The organism is Streptomyces sp. f51, assembly GCF_037940415.1.
Lineage (GTDB): Bacteria > Actinomycetota > Actinomycetes > Streptomycetales > Streptomycetaceae > Streptomyces.
Genome location: NZ_CP149798.1, coordinates 6,739,821 through 6,757,960, shown reverse-complemented (window position 1 = coordinate 6,757,960; position 18,140 = coordinate 6,739,821). Strand labels below are relative to the sequence as shown.

Genomic DNA, 18,140 nt, shown 5'->3' with positions numbered 1-18,140 from the left:
ACGGCCTCCGGACGGCGGGCGCGCGCCTCCCGTCCGGCGGACGCCCGCCACGTACCCTGCACCCATCCATGACCGACCCAGAGGAGCCGCGATGCGTGTCGCCCTGTTCCTGACCTGTGTCAACGACACGCTGTATCCGGACACCGGCCGCGCCGTGGTGAACCTGCTGACCAGACTGGGTGTCGAGGTCGACTTCCCCATGGGGCAGACCTGTTGCGGCCAGGCGCACTACAACACCGGCTACCGCCACGAGGCCGAACCGCTCGCCCGGCGTTTCGCCGAGGTGTTCGGGGAGTACGAGGCGATCGTGACGCCGTCCGGATCGTGCGGGGCGATGGTGCGGGAGCTGTATCCGCGGATGGGTGAACGGGCCCGCGCGGAAGGCCGCGGCGACACCCTGGCCCGGACCCTTGCGCCGGTCGTGCCGAGAACGTACGAGCTCACCGAGTTCCTGGTCGACGTCCTCGGGGTGACGGACGTCGGCGCGTACTTCCCGCACACGGTGACCTATCACCCCACCTGTCACGGGCTGCGGAGTCTGGGACTCGGCGACCGGCCCCGCCGACTGCTGGAGGCCGTCAGGGGACTTGAGCTGCGGGAGCTGCCCGGCGCCGAGGAGTGCTGTGGCTTCGGTGGCACCTTCGCCCTCAAGAACCCCGACGTGTCCGCCGCGATGGGCGCCGACAAGGTGCGCAACGCCGAGTCGACGGGCGCCGAGGTGCTGTGCGCGGCGGACAACTCGTGTCTGATGCACATCGGCGGCACGATGGGCCGCCTCAGGACGAGGATGCGGCCCGTGCACATCGCGGAGATCCTGGCGAGCACGGAAGCGGGTCCGGCGAGCACGGAAGCGGGTCCGGCGAGCACGGAAGCGGGTCCGGCGAGCACGGAGGCGGGTCCGGCGAGCACGGAGGCGAGTGCGGACGCGGGTTCGCGAGCGATCGCCGAAGCGGGCACGCGGGCGAGCACGGCAGAGGAGCCGAGGGCATGAGCGGAACGTTCGTCGGCATGCCGGCCTTCCCGGAGGCGGCCCGCGAGGCCGTCGGCAACGCGACCCTGCGCGGCAATCTGCGGCACGCCACCCACACCATCCGCGCCAAGCGCGCCAAGGCCGTCGCCGAGGTGTCCGACTGGGCGGAACTGCGCGAGGCGGGCAAGCGGATCAAGGATCACACCCTCCGTCATCTCGACCGCTATCTCGTGCAGTTGGAGGAGTCGGTGACCGCGGCCGGTGGCGTCGTGCACTGGGCCGCGGACGCCGAGGAGGCCAACCGCATCGTCACCGAACTGGTCAGGGCGACCGGCGAGAGCGAGGTCGTCAAGGTCAAGTCGATGGCCACGCAGGAGATCGGGCTCAACGAGGCGCTTGAGGCTGCGGGCATCCACGCCTACGAGACCGATCTCGCCGAACTCATCGTGCAGTTGGGCAGGGACAGGCCGTCGCACATCCTCGTCCCGGCGATCCACCGCAACCGCGGCGAGATCCGGGACATCTTCGTCCGCGAGATGGGCGCCTGGGGCAGGGCGGCGCCCGACGGACTCACCGACACCCCCGCCGAACTGGCCGAGGCGGCCCGCCTGCATCTGCGCGAGAAGTTCCTGCGGGCCAAGGTCGGCGTCTCCGGCGCCAACTTCATGGTCGCCGAGACCGGCACGCTCGTGGTCGTCGAGTCCGAGGGCAACGGCCGGATGTGCCTGACGCTGCCCGAGACCCTGATCTCGGTCGTCGGCATCGAGAAGATCGTCCCGACCTGGCGGGACCTGGAGGTGTTCCTCCAGACGCTGCCCCGCTCGTCGACGGCCGAGCGCATGAACCCGTACACCTCGATGTGGACGGGCACCACGGACGGGGACGGGCCCCGGACCTTCCATCTGGTCCTGCTCGACAACGGCCGCACCGACACGCTCGCCGACGAGGTCGGACGCCAGGCGCTGCGCTGCATCCGCTGCTCCGCGTGCCTGAACGTCTGCCCGGTGTACGAGCGGGCGGGCGGCCACGCCTACGGCTCGGTCTACCCGGGGCCGATCGGCGCGATCCTCAGCCCCCAACTCCGGGGCACCGAGAGCGAGATCGACGCCTCCCTGCCGTACGCCTCCTCACTGTGCGGCGCCTGCTACGAGGTCTGCCCGGTCGCCATCGACATCCCGGAGGTCCTCGTCCATCTGCGCGAGAGGATCGCGCAGGGCGGACGGGCGACCCGGGACGGGAACACGGTCGTCCTGCGGCCGGCCAAGGGACACGCGGCGGAGCGGGCGGCGATGCGCGCGGCCCGCTGGGCGTTCGGACGCCCCGGCGCGCTGCGCGCCGGGCAGCGGCTGGCGTCCGGGACCCGCCGCTTCCACCCGCGGACCCTGCCGGGGCCCGGCAGGGCGTGGAGCGCGACCCGTGAACTGCCCGCGGTCCCGGCGGAGTCGTTCCGTGAGTGGTGGCAGCGCACGCGGGGCGGAAAGGACGTGACGAAGTGAGCGGCAGGGATCAGATCCTCGGCCGGGTGCGCCGGGCCCTCGCGGACGTGCCCGAGGACGACGGCACCTCGTACGAGCGGGCGGTCGGGCGGGGTTATCTGCGCGAGCACGGTGCGCGCGGTGTCGCGGAGACGGTGGACCTCCTGGCGGAGAACCTCGCGGACTACCGGGCGATCGTGCACCGCGCCACCGAGGAGGAACTGCCGTACGTCGTCATGCGGTTGCTCGCGGAGCGCGGCTCCCGGTACGTGCTCGTGCCGCCGGGGCTGCCGCCCGCGTGGATGTCGGCGGCGGACCCCACCCGCGTCCACGACCGTGCCGTCAGCACGCCCCGGGAACTCGACGCGGTGGAGAGCGTGGTGACCGGCTGCGCCGTCGCCGTCGCCGAGACGGGCACGATCGTCCTCGACGGCGGCCCCGACCAGGGCCGCCGCCGGATCACTCTGATCCCGGACCACCACATCTGCGTCGTCCGGGTCCCCGACCAGGTGGTGGCCTCCGTGCCCCAGGCCCTGGAACGCCTGGACCCGGCCCGCCCACTGACCTGGATCTCCGGCCCGTCCGCCACCAGCGACATCGAACTGGACCGGGTGGAGGGGGTGCACGGTCCCCGCACGCTTGAGGTGGTGCTGGTGAGCCGGAAGTGAGGGGTGCGGCGCTCGGCGGGTCGCCTGGCGGCGGCTGCCGGGCGGGGCGGCCAGGACCGGCTGGCTGGCTGGCTGGCTGGGGCGGGTCGGCCGGGACCGGTTGGCCGGGACGGGTCGGCCGGAGTGGCGGGAGCGGTCGGGACGGGTCGGCCAGAGTGGCTGGAGCGGGCCGGACGGGTCGGCCGGAGTGGCTGGAGCGCGTCGGCCAGGTCGGGTCGGCCAGAGTGTATGGGGCGGGCCGGGCGGGTCGGGTGCGAGACCTCCCTTCGTATCATCGCGATCATGGCGCCGACCAGGCATTCCCCAGGACCGTTCAGGTTGTGTTCAGGCTCGGCGCGGCTCATGGCAAGTCATGCTCCAGAAGCGTCAAAGCCATGGCAAAGCCCTCTGTGACGCGAGGGGTCGGGCATGCCATCGTGCCGCGCATGAGCACCGAGCACGTCACCCGTCAATCCCCGCCCGTCACCTCCGCCGCCGTCCTGGCGAGCAAGGTCCCGGAAGTCACCCTCTACTTCTGGGTGATCAAGGTATTGACCACCGGAATGGGTGAGACGGCGTCCGACTTCCTGGCCCACGCGCTCGGGCCGATTCCCGCCGTGGGGCTCGGCGGTGTGGCCTTCGCGGCCTCCCTGGTGCTCCAGTTCGCCGTACGCCGCTACGTGGCCTGGATCTACTGGACCGCGGTCGTCATGGTCAGCGTGTTCGGCACGATGGCCGCCGACATCCTGCACGTCGGCCTCGGTGTTCCGTACCTGATCTCCACGCCGCTCTTCCTGGTCGTCCTGGGCGCCGTGTTCGCCGTCTGGTACGCCAGCGAGCGCACGCTCTCCATCCACAGCATCCGCACCCGCCGCCGCGAGGTGTTCTACTGGGCCACCGTGCTCGCCACGTTCGCGCTCGGCACCGCGGCCGGCGACCTCTCCGCCACGATCGGCCTCGGCTACCTGGGCTCGGCCGTCCTGTACGCCGTCGCCATCGCGGTCCCGGCCATCGCCCACAAGTGGGGTGCCCTGAACGCGGTCGCCGCGTTCTGGACCGCGTACGTCATCACGCGCCCGCTCGGCGCTTCCGTTGCCGACTGGATGGCGCTCAGCCACGCCCGCGGCGGTCTCGCGCTCGGCCTCGGCCCGGTCACCGCCTCCTGGACGGTCGCCATCGTCGGCTTCGTCGCCTTCCTCGCCCTGTCCCGCCGCGACGTCCAGAACGACTCGGCGGGCGAGATCCCGACCGTCTGACCCCCCACCCAGGACTGCGGCACGCCCAGGGAGGCGGCGGGTCCGGTTCCTCCCCGTCGAGCGAGCCCGGTCGCACAGGCGGCACCCGAACGGTGTCCCCCGACCGGGCTTCGCCTCATCCACCGCCACGTGGACTTCGGTCTTCCTCCCGCACCTCGGCCACAACAACCGTCGCCAGGCGTTCGTCACATGACCAGGCGGTCGGGGCCCACAGCTCCGCCCGGTCCGCAACACCCGTGAGCGCGCCTAATCCCCGGCCGCGTCCGCGCCGCTCCTCCGCACTTCCTCACCCTTCACTCAGCCAAGGGCAAAGCGGTCGCAACGGGGATGTCAGAGCCCCGACCACTGGCTCACGAGGGAAGCGACCTGCACGAAGGCCGTTGTGTTGGCGATCCTCGAGCAAGAGAAGCCGCAAGAGATCTCGCATGAGATGCGGCAAGAGTTGGTGCACGAGATGCCGTCGCGAGGTGCAGTCGCGGCGCGTTTCGAACGGGAGTTCCGTAGGGCCGTAGCATCGGTGTACCGCTCTGGTCGACGTCCGAGGCGAACTCGGTCAGGTCCGCGCGGATCCGTGGATGCTCTTCCTGCGGGTGCCGTGGTCGACCGAACCGCTGGACCAAGGGAGAGGCGCGAGAACCCTTGACGGATGCCCTTCCGCTCCGCCTCCCTCGGACTGGGATCCCGAGGATGCGGCGGATCCCGCCCGGCTGAGGGCGAGGCAGCGCGGACGCGCGGCGCCGATTGTCACCCGCGCGTACTGGAGCGGCTGCGCTCCGGGCGGTGTCTCAGTCCCGGGGGCGGACTCCAGCTCAGGAGTGCATGGCGGTCGACGCCACCGGTCGGACGCTGCCGGATTCCCGTACCCGTCGCGCGACATCAGATGCAAGACCAGATCAACCGCGAGCAAGCCGAGGTCGAGGGAACCGACTGGTGCGGCCGTGCCATCCCCCACGGACCAGGGCCCACACTCCTCGGATTGCGCGGGCGGTAGGCAGCAGGTCCCTTGCTGCGCAGTCCCACCGCAGCGCCATCGACAACGGTCTCACTCCGTGATGGGCAGGCGGACGATACGCGGGAAATGCTCTCCCCATCGTCAGCCCCTCCGCGTGTTCGTCTCTGCTTTCCACACACGAGCCCGACTACGCAACTCTGCCGAACAGCCAACCGCAGGACATCAGAAAGACGGCACAGCCTTCCCTCCTCAGTGCGCACTGCGCAGACAGGCTGCGCAACCCGTTGCACAACCAGAAGGGAGCGGCAGCTGCACAGTGCAGCGCCTGGTCGTGTTCACGGCACGACGTCACCTGCCGGCCACGGAGCACGACTTAGCCGCGCAGAGACTCCCCGACCACGACTGCCAGGTTCAAGACCACCTGGCGTCTGCGCTGGCCGTGGTGGCAGATCCACCGCAACCACGAGAGGCTCAAATACCCTCACCCGAAAACGTCCGCAGCACGATCTACACCGTAGACACCGCGACATCGACCACTGAGGAAATCACCTTCCGGCACATCACCAACGTCGGCTTCCCACCCTCGACCACAGCCCCCACCACAGCAGGTCGACGCCGTGCTGGACCCTCGGTGTCCCCGGGCACATGGACTCCGGAGCCCTGTGCGCAGGTTCGAATCCTGCCGGGGGCACCCCTTACGAGGTGCCGAAAGACCCCGTCACCAGCGGAAACGCTGAGGCCGGGGTCTTCGCGTATCTACGGTCATGCGCAGGCAGATGCCGCCGAAAGCAGCCGTTTGCCAGTGATCACGTTGTAATGACGTGTTGATCTTGAGGGGCTTCACGGCACGTCAGCACCTGTTCCGCGGTCCTCTGAGAGTCGAGGCGTGGACCGAGGGCTCACCGGTCACGCAACTCGGATCACGCATTGTCGCCGGGGTGGAGAACCGCCTCCGCAATCTCGCGCACGCGCTCGTACGTCATACCGGTCCGCTGATCGACTGCGAGGGGATGATCGGTGGGTTCCAGCTCAATGAAGGGGCGCTGACCGATGGGACGAGTGTGAGCGTTCGTCTTCAGGTTGAGCGTGCTGGGCGAATACAGACTCAGCTCAGTGGTCAGCCAGCCGAAGTACGGTTTCTCAGCTTCACGCCCAGGGGTGTTCCACATGTCCAGGGCTCGGGCGAAGCTGTCCCGGCTCAAGGAGACCCAGACGCCCCAGGAAAAGGGGTCTTCCCTGCCGACCACCGGTATCTCGATCAGGCCCTTGATGAAGTAGTGCTGGCCTTTGATGATGCACTGGTCACTAGAGAGCATGCTGTCGGGATCGTCCGCGAAGCTCTCGTGCCAGACGTCAGGGGCCGTGGTCGAGCAACCCATCGGAAGCTCCGCGTGGTACTCCCCGCAACATGAGCAGGTGAAGCCTAGATCTTTCGCCATGGCCGGGAGCTTAACCAGCCGCCCATGACATCCGATCAACCGGCCGCACATAGATAGCGCCCTCGGGTGGCGATCCACGGTTGCAGCGTCGAACGCGACACCAGCCGGTGCGTAACCCTTCGCGAGGAATCACCAATCGATCAAACACTAAGAAGAACTCAAAGCCATTTTGTCCTAAACATGACCGACTTTGCCAATGCATGATCAGCCCCCTGCTAGCGTGCGCCGGGTCCAAACAGCCACCACGGGGAGGGTCATTGATACAGGACAGAGTCCGCAAAGCAGTGCAGGCCGCAGGCGTCATCGGTGCAGCCACCGTACTAGGCCTTGCCACATCCACCTCTGCCAGCGCCCACGTTGTCTACGAGGACGAGGAGGTGTGGTCGAACTCCGATAGTTCAAAATGTGAGTACACCTATTCCGAGGTCTCTCACGGTGGCAGTGGCGGCTATACGAAGACTCAAGGCCATGCCGGACAAAACGGAAGCGGAATCGGCGGCTGCATTTTCCCCTATGAGCGCCCAGCTGGCGATCTCGAAGTGGGCTACCAGTACATGAAGTACGGCGGCGGTAAATGGTACGTCTGCCGTGAGTACATGAGCGGCATCTACAACTCTGCGAAGACCAGCATCCTCACGACCAGCTACAACTTCGGCATAGCCCCACCGTGTGGAGGCGGCGACTACGCCACCAAGGCGGGCTCTGGCCTCTACTACGGCGGCACCTGGTACGGCCGTAACGTCCCGATCTGGTCCGGGTCCCACTTCATCGAGCCGTAGAGCGAAAGGCAGTCACATGAGCAAGATTCTTACCGGAGCCGTCGCCGCAGCAGCGCTCATCATCGTCGGTGGGGCAGCAGCTTCATCTGCGATGGCAACCGATACACCGCACACGCCGCCGCCACCGCCGGCGTGGGTAAATGCCGACGGAACGACCGACGTCAGCAAGGTTCCCGACAAGCTCCCCGTCATGGGATCGGACGGGAACCCCCTTAAGGACAAGGACGGTAAGCAGGTCTACGTGCCAAGCGGCGTACAGCCGCCCGCTCCTGGATTAGGCCGTAGGGCTGCGGACGACCCCAATGCGAAGCGTTGGACTGAAACCGACAGTGAGGGGCATACCATCGAGCATGTTGACGTGGCGCCGACAGCTCCAGCAGCAGGCTGACATCGACTGGCGGGGAAGGGGAACGGAATGCGACTGGTCCTGATTCTGTGTGCAATATGGTACTTCCTCCTCGCCGTCCTATTGGTCGGAACTGGGTCCGCTTTCCTATCTGTCGCCGCTGCCGTCGCGCTCGGCGTCTGTTCGGCAACGCTGCTCAGAGCAGCCGCTGTATGGAACAGTGACCGCGAGCGTGCCGTAAACTCCGCGCGCCGTTCCTCCTGGGCGGTCCTGGCAATCTGCGGCATGTTCGTAGCGGTATGGGCCGCCTCTGTCATCTCGGCCGGCGCATACCCCATGTTCTATGCAGCACGAGCCAACGGAACGCTGCTCTCGCTCGGCGCCACCGTCTCACCTGCCCTTTTGGTACTCATTGCCTCACGGGTCTCGCGCCGACGACCGCACGATCACGCTTTCGGGTCACCAGAGTGAGCTGCACGCCGAACGGGAGCCCCGGACCAAAGGAGGTCCGGGGCTCCCGTTCGGCGGTCATGTGGTTGTGTCAGTCTGCGAGTTCGTCCTCCTCCCCCAGTCCTTGCATGATCCGGTCGTTCATCTCCCGCTCCTGGCCGTCGATGCACTTGGCGTAGATCTTCAGAAGGACGTCCACCGAGTGGCCCGCGCGGACGGCGACCTCCGGGGCCGGGACGCCGGAGTTGAGCCACTGGGAGACTCCTGCGTGACGGAGGTCGTACGGCCGGAAGGCGAGGACCGAGGCCACTTGATCGGGACGAGGGCGAGTTCCCGCGCCTGCTTCTACGCACGCGAGTACGAGGAGGCCGCGATCACGTTGCCCCGCTCGCTGGAGAACAGCCGGCCGTCCTTCGCCGTACCGAATTCCTTCAAGTGCTCTCGCAGTAGGCACACCAGCGGAGGCGGAATCGGCACGATGCGCACCTCGCCCTGGGCCCGCTGCTTCAACCCCCGCCGATCATGCGCCTCACCGGAGTCGGTCCACGCCTTCCCCGCCGAGGGACGCGTCTCCGCCAGCTCGATACGTCCCCAGCCCGACGCCGGAAGCGTGCAGTCGGACCGGCGGAGCCCGAGCGCCTCGCCCGGCCGCATGGCCGCGTAGTACAGGCATCCGAAGAACGCCCGCAGCCGCCGACCGCTTGCCGCCGGCCCCTGAGCTCTACACAGCGCTCGCCGAGCTGGGCCACGAACTCCGCTTCACGGAGTACATCCGCACCCGGATGCCGCTCCCGGACCAGGCCCAGTCCCTCCGACTCCCCGAAGGCGTCCCGCTGCTCCACATCATCCGCGTGACACTCACCGCGGCTGAGAAGCCGCTCGCACTGGAGGAGTTCCGCCTCCCAGGCAACGACCTGGGCCCTCCTTCAGGCTGTAGCAGAAGCCCAGTTGGCTCAGACTTTCTCTACCTCATCAAGCCCCGGCTGCGCTCCGCTCCGCCGGGCGCGCTCCCGGCTCCGCTGCGGGCGCCGCTCCTGCCTTCGGCCCGCTCCGCCCGCGCTGCGCCGACGCGCGCCCACATGTGGATAGGGCCGATGGCAATGAGCTGATCACTGCACGTTGCAGCAGCGGTCCAAGCATGCCTCCGGCGGGGGCGCTCAGGCTCCGAGATGGCGGGGGCACCGTTCGCGGGTGCCGGCCGAGTGTGGCGTGCGCGGGGGTGCTCCCATCCCGTCCGCCGTCGACCCAGGCAGAGCCGAGCAGTCGCGGCCCAGGGCGTCAAGGTCGTTCGTCCGGCAGGGCGCTCCACCTTGACGCCCTGAACCACGCCCGCTCCACGGTGTGTGGGTCGACGGCAGACGGGATGGGAGCCGGGGTGAGTGGTGGGTAGAGGCAGCCGTGAAGGCTGCGGTCGATGTATTGCCAGGTCAGGCCATACCCGCACACTCGATCTTGCGATACGGTGCGGATTCGCGTGGCGACCTTCGGGGGGCAGTGAAGTCTCTGAGCAACCGTGTCTCTCGTTGCGTGACGCTGGCCTTCCTGAGTCCGGCCTATCTCTGCCTTGTCGGCTGCAACCTGGATCCGACCGATCCCGAGAACGTCGCCCCGATCACCCTTGCGAACAACACACCCAACGCCGTGCGTGTCTTCTGGTGTGCCGGCGACGAGACAACGAGTGCTCGGAGCAAGTCAGCCTCAGAGCGATCGCAGCGGGCGGCACACGCCACATACGGATTTCGTCCTACGAGGTACTCCTGCGGATCACATCCACATCAGGCCCGGAGGGATACGTCTGCGGCGACAACGCACCAGGCAGTCGGATAGCACTCAGCCCGTCGTACTCCTCGGTGAAATCCGCATACGAGCACTGCGGCGGCGGATCGTCTCGGCGAGCCGGACATGTCGGCGATGAGGTCGTACAGCCGCATGATCTACAGGGCAAAGCGGCCGTAAGCATGCCCCTCGCGTACCCGATCGAGCGGGGTGCAACGGTGAACCGCGCGGATACCCATAGGGCCCGGCTGACATCAGCGACTGATACCAACAGGCACGAACACGAGCGGTCGACGCGGGACGTCAATGGACGATCGAGTGAGACGCGGGACGGGTTGAGCGACGCTGACAGGACCCTGTGGTCGACCTGATAAAGATGAGGCCAGACCTCAAAGCCCTTGTGCCTCGCGGGGCGCTGTCCTGAACCGATGGACAGCGCCCCGCGACGCCCTGCGGACCGAAGGGGCACTTGGGGTCAGACGCCCCAGGTGCCCTGGTTCACGGCGCAGGTCCAGCCGGTGCCGTGGAGGGCGAACTTCACCTTGTAGCTGTGGGTGTTGAGCAGGTGTGTCCGCACCTTCACGCCGAGGCTGCTGCTCGGCTTGAGGGTCCCCGTATACACGGAGACCGTCATCGACGTCTTGTTGGTGACCCGGCCGTTCTTGGGCGTGGCCGTGCCGAAGCGGATATTCGCGACGTCCGTGACGGTGAGCGTGACCTTCGTGAAGCTCTTGGTCGTGCTCTTGTTCTTGATCCCGAAGTACAGACCGCCGTTGGTCACCCAACCGTGCGAGTCGACGTAGAACCTCGCCGGGTAGACGAGGCTGACCGGGCAGCCGGTGCTCGTCGTAGCCGGGGTCGCGGCCGATGCCGTGCCGGCGAGACCGAGCTGGGTGGCGGCGACGAGCCCTGCGGCGGCGAGAACGGCCGCGGCGGCGCGCATGCGATGCATCGTGGAGAGACTCCCCCTCTGACTGGCCCGACCTGACGGGCCGTAGGCGGAAAGAGTGCCATCCCCGGCACCCGGGCGCGCGTGCCTGCCGGGGTTCGGCAGTGGTTGTTACGGCAGTAGTACAAACCGCCTCAGCACTCCGCGTGGCCGCTAGACGACGCATGACCAGACGGAACCTATCCCCTTGCATGGTGGTGGGTCCACGCATTTCCTCACGTGGGGCAGCAGCCTGCCCGGTAGAGCCGCCCGTCTCAGTTCCCGTCTCATTCAGCCCCATTCAGGACCGTTCACACGGGACCGTCAGCAGGTGTTGCCGCCCGCGCCAGCCGCCCATGAACGCAGGTGAACGACCCCGGATGCAGCCCACGAGGCCACCAACACAGTTGGAAAGCGTGTTGGCCAGGAGGCGGGGCGGTCGTACAGCAGCGAAGTACAGCAACCTCGGCAACCGGCAGTACCCCACACCGGTCGTCATGGGTTCCTCAGTGGCCTGTAGGACCTTCAATGACCGATCTCTCTAGAGCTACGGATCAGAAGGTGTCGCGCCCCAGTCGTGCCCGATCAAGCGGTAGTCCATCTCAGCTCTTCAGGTCCGGCCATCCATCCCCGTTGGAGTAGCTCTCGGAGCAGTACCGGGTCGAGCGGTCCCACTCCTTCCCGGTAGCGAGTTCGTACGCCTGATCCGGCACGTACAGCAGCCACTCCCCGTCAAACCGGGTGGAGGTGTACGGGACGAACTTGTCGACGTCGAAGAAGACGCCTTCCCACACGGTTTGGCCTGCGGCGACGACAGCGCAGCGGGCGTACAGGAAACCGTCGGCAGACTGCGGGAAGGGTTCGCCGTTCCGGTCCGTCATGTCGGCAACCGGAAGCGTCCCGAACTTCTCTTGGTCCAAGCGGTAGAGAGCCTCGGCATGACGTTCCGCGAAGCCGATGATGTCGGGGACGGAACGGCGGCTCAGCTCCTCGGCCAGGTGCCGGCAGCTCGCCTCCGTGGCTTCGCCGTTCAGGGTGGCTATCAGTGCCCAGAAGGCGGCCCATGTCATTTTCACTGGCGCAGGATGTCAGAGCCGTCTGACATCCACGGCTGACATCAACGAGGCCGGACGGCGGCATACGCCAGCGCCCCCGCACGACCGCCGGACCTGGCGACGACGACACCAGGGGCAGGTGCCGATCGAACTCCTAAAGCGGGTGTCGCAGGTTCGAATCCTGCTGGGGGCACAGGCAGAAGGGTCGGCTCAGGAGGGTTTCCTCTCGGGCTGGCCCTTCGTCCTACCCGGGGTCGTGCCACTACAGCTGCGTGGAGGCCGGACCCTCTAGCCGAAGGTGTGCTGTGAACCGCGGCGCGTACATCATCGCCCCCGCCCGGCGAGGTCAGGCGAGCTTCTTCAGCTGCGCGTCGACGACGTCCTGGGGGATGGTCGGGGGCTGCAAGGGGTTGAGGGACAGGAAGGTAGCGATGGTGGAGTCCTGGCGGACTACCAGGACGGTGACGGGGATGCTGGGTCCCCCGCCGACGATGACCTGGGTGGCGTCGAAAGCGAGGGCCTCGTCGCCGTAACCGGAAACGGGCCGGGACTGGGGACCGGAATACCCCAGCCCAGTATCGGGGTGGGCAGCGGACGGGCGCATCTTGGCGGTGCCGCACTTCGGAAGCGCTGCACGCAGTTCGGCCATCACCGTGCGGGCGTCGGCAAGGGCGTAAGACGTCAGGCCGACACTCGCGTGCTGCCCGAGATCGTCGGAGGCGGACACGACGTCCTGGCTGACCTGGGCCGTGAAATCGTGCAAGCTGCCCAACTGCGCGGCTGCGTAGACGGGTCGGCAAGGTGCGGGCGTGACGGCGCGGTAGGTCGTGAGTACGTCGTGGTCCACCGCGTTGCCCTTGCCCGTGACGGTGTCGACCGTATAGCCGGGGACATCGTGCACGGCCAACGCCAAGCGGTCGAGGCCCTTCTGGTCGAGGCCCTTCCCAGCCTCGGAGGCGGGCGATCCGGATGCCCGCTGCGACGCCGAGTTCGCAGGCGAGGCGGACTCGGCGGTCGCAGACTTCTCACCTCCCCCAGCATCGTCCCCGCTGTCAGCACCGCATGCGCCGGTCAGCGCCAGCACCGACACGGCACCCGCCGCTGCAACGACCCGTCTTCCGAACGCGGAAGCATTCATCATTCGCCCCTCCCCAGTGCCCTGACTCGGAGCACCCGCGCAAGAAGCCCCGGCGTGCGCCGAGGCTGAAGTTCACAGGGAGCCTAGCGGGAACCACCACCACAGTTGAAAGGCGTGCGCCTGCGGTGATCACGGCGGATAGCCCGGGCCTGGATGAGGGGTGGGACGCTTGAGCATGGTCCCTGAACCCCACATCGCTCCGTCAATGACCACTCACGTCGGTACGGTGACCGATGGAATCACCAGAGTCTTCATGTGGGAGGAAGCCGCACGCATCGAGGTACGCGCCCTGGGCGAAAAGAATCGTGATCGAGGCCAACGCCGCAGGGCTGAGAACCCTGGCCGGACACCTGCTCACACTCGCCCAGGACGGCACGCCGGATGGCACCCATCTCCACCTGGAGGAGCACAATGGACTCGAAGAGGGGTCTGCGAGCCTGGTTCTGGAGAGGTGCGACGAATGATGCGTGCCAGGTCGTGCGGGGAACCACGGGGAATAGCGAGCACTGACTCAGCGGCCACTGGGAACTCCAACGCCCCTTAGTTGCAGGTCAGTGACGCAACTGGCGCCAGATCACCTCAGCTTCCCAAGCTGATGTCCTACAGAGCGGATCCCTTTCCAAGCCCTACGTCCGTCCTTCGAAGCGTGGCGGGTCTGCCGTTCGTCCGGGCTGCGGCGCTGGGGCGCCGGTCCGGGCCGAGCGGCAGACCACAGACGACGGGACTCGCGGACAGCAGAAGGCCCCGCGCATCATCCGACGGGAACGGTGACGCACGGGGCCAGTCCGGCCGATCGCGCGAGCATGCTCGGACCGCGACCGACCGGGGTTTCTCGGGTCGAGCCGGTCAGGCAGCCGGCGAGTTGTGTCGGGCTCTCCCCGCCTCTTGCGTCAACGTCTCGGCATGCATCGGCAGCTCCGCCGCGAGGCCCGCCACAATCAACTCCGCCAAAATCAAGGCCGCATCAGGCCGTATGACACCGAGGCGTACCAGGCCGTCGCCCGAGACGTTCACGTCTGCCGTGAGGCCAGGGAAGTCCGGCTCCAGGCCCAGGACGGTCAGTTGCGCAGCGAGCTCGTCAGCGCCACGTCGAGCCTGTGACCAGCCCCGGACGTACGGCACGCCAGGCATCAGGTCCTCTGCGCGCTTGGCGACGACTCCCCGTCGGTCGGTGATTACGTCAGTCCTCTCCTGCGTGGTGCTCGGCAGCCCCGTCGCCGCTCTCTTCCAATCTCCGTAGCCCCGCGGCAAGCGCCAGTCGCAACAATCCCGCTAAACGTTCGGCGGTGGTCGGCGAGATGCGGCCCAGGTCGACCAGACCATGCCCGAACGCGTTCAAGTCGGCTCGCAAGTACGGGAAGTCCTTCTCCAGGCCGGCACGGAGCAGAGCGTCCCGAAGCGCAGTCGTGGCGTTGCGCGCGGCGTACCAGTCGTCAGTGTCCAGAGGCGACCAGGTGGCAGCGTCTTGCCGGTGGGTGGGGTCATCCCGCATCGGTCGGAGTCCCCTCGAAGATGGGGAGGGCGAGGGCAGCCGCAGACGGGTAGCGCTCGCCGTACCGGTCCACACGGGCGAGTAGTTCGGCGGAGGCAATCAGCATGGTGGCCAGAGCCACCGGACGCAGTGGGTTGGCGATGGGGCGTCGAGTCGGAGCCCGAAGCCACTGGTAGCGGTCACCGCTCATGGGCATGGGCCCCGGAACGACGACTACCGAGCCGTGCCCCAGATAGCGGTACGCGGGCGGAGCGCCGTCTTCCTGGTCGAGGTAGTGAACGAAGGTCTCCTGATTCCGCGAGCCGAGGAAGAAGCCCACGCGCCGGGCCTTGTGATCGAGTACCACGGGCCCGAACGGAAGCCCCCGGTGCAGAAGTTGGTCGAAGGTCTCCATGCCGACCCTCTGTTCGACCGTCACCACGTCGAAGAAGCGACCGGCCGCCAGCGCGTACGGTGCGCGTGGGTCGTCTGCCCAGGTCGCCCGGCAACTGGCCGGATCGTCGGCCGCCGCGGAGAGCCATTCGACGCCCCTGGTCGTCATCCTCTGCACTTCATCTCACCTCGGTCAGTCTCAGTCGCGACCCCAATGCCGCTCCGTCTCCAGACTCACGCTCGCCACCTTGGCCAGGGCAGATGACGAGGGGTGACGGGGGATGACGCCTCACTCGTTGACGCGTCATCCCCCGTCCTGGCTCAATCGCCGGCGATCTACAGCTACTTGGAGCATCCGGCCATGAACCGCGCGTACATTCGGTCGTACGGCCTCAGAGTCGTGCGTCCCAGTGGTCGCACCAGTTCACTCACCGGGAGAGGACGGTCACGTCTTCGATGGAATCGACCCGCGTTCGCTTATGGCAGGCCCGTTCGGATCGCGGGTGGAGTCAGCCGCGGTTGGTGCGCGAACTGCGCCAGGCTGCGGCCCGCCGTGGCCATCGGCTCCCGGCGGACGCCAGCGTCAAGCGACGTATTGCCAGTTGGGAAAACGGCCACAGCGTTCCGGACGACTTCTACGGGCCGCTCCTGTGCGATGCGTACGGCCTCAGCGCAGCCGAACTGGGGCTGAACCACGAGAGCGGCCGGGATACCTCGCTCATGGACGTCAGCTATCCAGCGAGCCCCGACGACGCGATCGAAGCGGTCGGCCAACTGTGGCGCGCCGATCTAAACCGGTACGAGCCCCTCTTACAGGCCGAGCCGTCCGAACCCGCGTGGAACGAAGCATCCCTCCGGTGGCTCGTGGCACCCGAGCCGACCGTCCCTCGGCAGCGCCGGGACGGAATCCGCGTCGGTCTCGGAGACGTGGCCGCCATCAAGACCACCGCGGACATGTTCGCCGAACTGGACGACCGGTTCGGCGGTGACCACGCCCGGCACGCGGCGATCCAATACCTCAGCACCCAAGTCGCCCCGCTCCTGCGCGGTCAGTACACCGAACAGGTCGGCCGCGCGCTGCTCTCCACCACGGCGGAAGCCACACTCCTCGCCGGTTGGATGTCGTACGACGCCTGCCGTCACGGTCTGGCACAGCGGTACTTCCTCCAAGCTCTCCGCTTGGCCCAGGACGCCAACGACCGCCGGCTCGCCGGAAGCATCCTGTCGGCCATGAGCCATCAGGCGACGTTCCTCGGTCGCTACACCCAGGCTGCGACGCTCGCCCGCGCTGCGCTCATGGGCATCTCTCCCGTGGCCACGCCCACGCTCCGCGCCCAGTTCCACGCCATGGAGGCCCGCGCTCTTGCCCGGACCGGGGACGTACGAGCCTGCGAAGCCGCCTTGAGCGCGGCCACGAAAGCGCTGGAGAGCAGGAACACCGACGACGAGCCCGAATGGATCAGCTACTTCGACGAGGCGGAGCTCGCAGCAGAGGCCGCCCACTGCTTCCGTGACGTCAACAGTGCCCGGCAGGCCGTCGCCCACGCCGAGAACGCGATGAGCGGCAACCATGTACGGAGCGACTTCTTCGCGACCATAGTTCTCGCCGACGCTCACCTACGGGCCGGGGACGTCGAGGAGGCTTGTCGCGTTGCGCTCGATGCGCTCGACCTGGGCGAGCAGCTCAAGTCGGCGCGGTGCGTCAGCTACCTGGCCGAGTTCCGACAGAACCTCGCAGGGGCCAGCGACAGCGCTCATGTCCAGGCGTTCGCCGAACAGGTCACAGACCACAGGCTGTGGATAGCCTCCGGTGTTCACGCCGCTGTCTGAGCCCACGTAGCCGCCCGATCAGAACGGGCCCCACTCGTCTCGGCCCTCCCCGGTACGGAGGGAGTGCACTCGCCGAGCGAATTCGGCGGCAGACCGCTCACTCGTCGCGACCTGGTGGCCGAGCCAGGCGACCATCATCAGCTCTCGCAGGTCAGCGAGCGTGTTGTAGCCCGGCCAGTTCATCAGGTCGAAGCCGTACCGGTGCACGAACTCGGCGTACTCCGCCTTGGTGTGCCAGCCGTACCTGTCGTAGAAGATCGCCGTCTGAATCAAGTCCCACTCACGCGGAGCAAGGACGAAGCCGTCCAGGTCGATGAGCACCGCGTGCCCGTCCCGGTGGCGGAGGATGTTCCCGATACTGGCGTCACCATGGATCATGCCGAAGGGAAGAACGAAGTCCAACCGGTCGTAATCCTTGGCGAGCCTCGCCGCTCGCTCCTCCAGGAACGTCCGGTCCTCCCCCGCGACGCCGTCCAGCCCTTCGAGCGACGCCGCCAGCTTGGCCAGCGGATCGAAGTACGACAGCCCCAGGAACTCAGGCTCTTCGAGCCAGTGCAAGCGGCGCACGAGGTCGGCCAGCTCACCGACCGTCGCGTACTCCTCGGTCTCCTGGACGCTCTCCCAGAAGGTGACCACCAGGCCCCCGACAACAAGCGGTTGAGCGATGGACGCCGGCACACGCGTGGCCGGGAAGTCCTGCTCCTCAAGCCACCGAGCCACGCCCACGGCCCGAGCCATCTCCGCTTCAACCGCCGGATCACGCGCGATGCGGACGATGACGCGTAACGACGTGAGGCGGTAGACCGCGTTCGATCCGAGCCGCAGCAACTCGGCGCCGCGGTAGTCGAGTCCGGCGGTCGCGCATGCCTCCCGGAGGACTGGCTCCAGGCCCTCCGCCGTGAACTCCGCGCCGCCGCTGCCCGTTCCCTCGCTGCTGCCCGAGATCATGCTTCGACGATACGGCCCGCACCGACCACCCGACAGGCCACCCGCGTAATAGGGGCGTGATGACCTTGCTCGGCACTCGCACGATCGGAGCCTTCGCCGCAGGTCAGGGCAGCAATGCCCCTGCGGTCTCACCTGGGCTCCGGAGCCGTGTGCGCAGGATCGAATCCTGCCGGGGCACCCCTCATCAGGTGCCCAAAGACCCCGTCACCAGCGGAAACGCTGGCGCCGGGGACTTCGCGTATCGACGGTCATGCGCAGGTAGATGCCGCCGAAAGCAGCCGTTTACT

At 67.6% G+C, this 18,140-nt stretch carries 17 protein-coding genes and 1 pseudogene; 10 read left to right on the top strand and 8 right to left on the bottom strand.

Annotated features, from left to right (window positions below):
- The first annotated feature begins 91 nt into the window (after positions 1-91).
- From WJM95_RS29245 to WJM95_RS29230, 4 genes are all read left to right on the top strand, one after another.
- Positions 92-991, top strand: coding sequence for a (Fe-S)-binding protein (locus WJM95_RS29245; RefSeq protein WP_339133109.1), 900 nt, complete (start codon positions 92-94; stop codon positions 989-991).
- Positions 988-2,466: a LutB/LldF family L-lactate oxidation iron-sulfur protein gene (locus WJM95_RS29240; RefSeq protein WP_339133107.1), complete on the top strand. Its 1,479-nt coding sequence runs from the start codon at positions 988-990 to the stop codon at positions 2,464-2,466. The genes WJM95_RS29245 and WJM95_RS29240 overlap by 4 nt, the downstream gene beginning before the upstream one ends.
- Complete coding sequence (locus tag WJM95_RS29235; protein WP_339133105.1) at positions 2,463-3,113, top strand: lactate utilization protein C; 651 nt, start codon at positions 2,463-2,465, stop codon at positions 3,111-3,113. The genes WJM95_RS29240 and WJM95_RS29235 overlap by 4 nt, the downstream gene beginning before the upstream one ends.
- Positions 3,114-3,538: 425 nt before the next feature.
- A complete protein-coding gene (locus tag WJM95_RS29230; RefSeq protein ID WP_339133103.1) occupies positions 3,539-4,348 on the top strand; it encodes a hypothetical protein in 810 nt (269 codons plus the stop codon).
- 1,872 nt (positions 4,349-6,220) lie between these two features.
- Here WJM95_RS29230 and WJM95_RS29225 read toward each other — a convergent pair.
- The gene (locus WJM95_RS29225; RefSeq protein ID WP_339133101.1) at positions 6,221-6,739 is read right to left on the bottom strand and encodes a DUF2199 domain-containing protein; all 519 of its coding nucleotides are present in this window, start codon (positions 6,737-6,739) and stop codon (positions 6,221-6,223) included.
- Between the two features lie 539 nt (positions 6,740-7,278).
- On the opposite strand from WJM95_RS29225, the gene WJM95_RS29220 reads away from it, so the two are divergent.
- Both WJM95_RS29220 and WJM95_RS29215 read left to right on the top strand, forming a co-directional pair.
- Positions 7,279-7,518 (top strand): hypothetical protein, encoded by a 240-nt coding sequence (locus WJM95_RS29220; RefSeq protein WP_339133099.1) that lies wholly within the window; start codon positions 7,279-7,281, stop codon positions 7,516-7,518.
- Positions 7,519-7,534: 16 nt separating this feature from the next.
- Positions 7,535-7,906, top strand: a complete 372-nt coding sequence (locus WJM95_RS29215; RefSeq protein ID WP_339133097.1) for a hypothetical protein — start codon at positions 7,535-7,537, stop codon at positions 7,904-7,906.
- Between the two features lie 499 nt (positions 7,907-8,405).
- Here WJM95_RS29215 and WJM95_RS29210 read toward each other — a convergent pair.
- Positions 8,406-9,019, bottom strand: a pseudogene (locus WJM95_RS29210) (tyrosine-type recombinase/integrase); the annotation flags it as partial.
- On the opposite strand from WJM95_RS29210, the gene WJM95_RS29205 reads away from it, so the two are divergent.
- The gene (locus WJM95_RS29205; RefSeq protein ID WP_339133095.1) at positions 9,016-9,423 is read left to right on the top strand and encodes a UTRA domain-containing protein; all 408 of its coding nucleotides are present in this window, start codon (positions 9,016-9,018) and stop codon (positions 9,421-9,423) included. The pseudogene WJM95_RS29210 and the gene WJM95_RS29205 sit on opposite strands and share 4 nt — an antisense overlap.
- A 1,142-nt stretch (positions 9,424-10,565) precedes the next feature.
- On the opposite strand, the gene WJM95_RS29200 is transcribed toward WJM95_RS29205, so the two are convergent.
- The 3 genes from WJM95_RS29200 to WJM95_RS29190 form a co-directional block, all read right to left on the bottom strand.
- Entirely contained in the window at positions 10,566-11,033 is a 468-nt protein-coding gene (locus tag WJM95_RS29200; protein ID WP_339133093.1) for a hypothetical protein, read from the bottom strand.
- 587 nt (positions 11,034-11,620) lie between these two features.
- Positions 11,621-12,088 (bottom strand): DUF4240 domain-containing protein, encoded by a 468-nt coding sequence (locus tag WJM95_RS29195; RefSeq protein WP_339135920.1) that lies wholly within the window; start codon positions 12,086-12,088, stop codon positions 11,621-11,623.
- Between the two features lie 331 nt (positions 12,089-12,419).
- Positions 12,420-13,214, bottom strand: a complete 795-nt coding sequence (locus tag WJM95_RS29190; protein WP_339133091.1) for a hypothetical protein — start codon at positions 13,212-13,214, stop codon at positions 12,420-12,422.
- 302 nt (positions 13,215-13,516) lie between these two features.
- Between WJM95_RS29190 and WJM95_RS29185 the strand changes: the two genes are divergently transcribed.
- Together WJM95_RS29185 and WJM95_RS29180 are read left to right on the top strand one after the other, a co-directional pair.
- Positions 13,517-13,675 (top strand): hypothetical protein, encoded by a 159-nt coding sequence (locus WJM95_RS29185; RefSeq protein ID WP_339133089.1) that lies wholly within the window; start codon positions 13,517-13,519, stop codon positions 13,673-13,675.
- A 439-nt stretch (positions 13,676-14,114) separates the two neighbouring features.
- Complete coding sequence (locus WJM95_RS29180) at positions 14,115-14,312, top strand: hypothetical protein (protein ID WP_339133087.1); 198 nt, start codon at positions 14,115-14,117, stop codon at positions 14,310-14,312.
- A gap of 79 nt (positions 14,313-14,391) precedes the next feature.
- Here the strand turns inward: WJM95_RS29180 and WJM95_RS29175 are convergent, their stop codons facing one another.
- Complete coding sequence (locus tag WJM95_RS29175) at positions 14,392-14,703, bottom strand: hypothetical protein (RefSeq protein WP_339133085.1); 312 nt, start codon at positions 14,701-14,703, stop codon at positions 14,392-14,394.
- Complete coding sequence (locus WJM95_RS29170; protein ID WP_339133083.1) at positions 14,693-15,244, bottom strand: bifunctional DNA primase/polymerase; 552 nt, start codon at positions 15,242-15,244, stop codon at positions 14,693-14,695. The genes WJM95_RS29175 and WJM95_RS29170 overlap by 11 nt, the downstream gene beginning before the upstream one ends.
- Positions 15,245-15,531: 287 nt before the next feature.
- On the opposite strand from WJM95_RS29170, the gene WJM95_RS29165 reads away from it, so the two are divergent.
- Entirely contained in the window at positions 15,532-16,905 is a 1,374-nt protein-coding gene (locus WJM95_RS29165) for a hypothetical protein (RefSeq protein ID WP_339133081.1), read from the top strand.
- Between the two features lie 18 nt (positions 16,906-16,923).
- Here WJM95_RS29165 and WJM95_RS29160 read toward each other — a convergent pair whose 3' ends face one another.
- Positions 16,924-17,853, bottom strand: a complete 930-nt coding sequence (locus WJM95_RS29160) for an aminoglycoside phosphotransferase family protein (protein WP_339133079.1) — start codon at positions 17,851-17,853, stop codon at positions 16,924-16,926.
- Positions 17,854-18,140 lie beyond the last annotated feature (287 nt).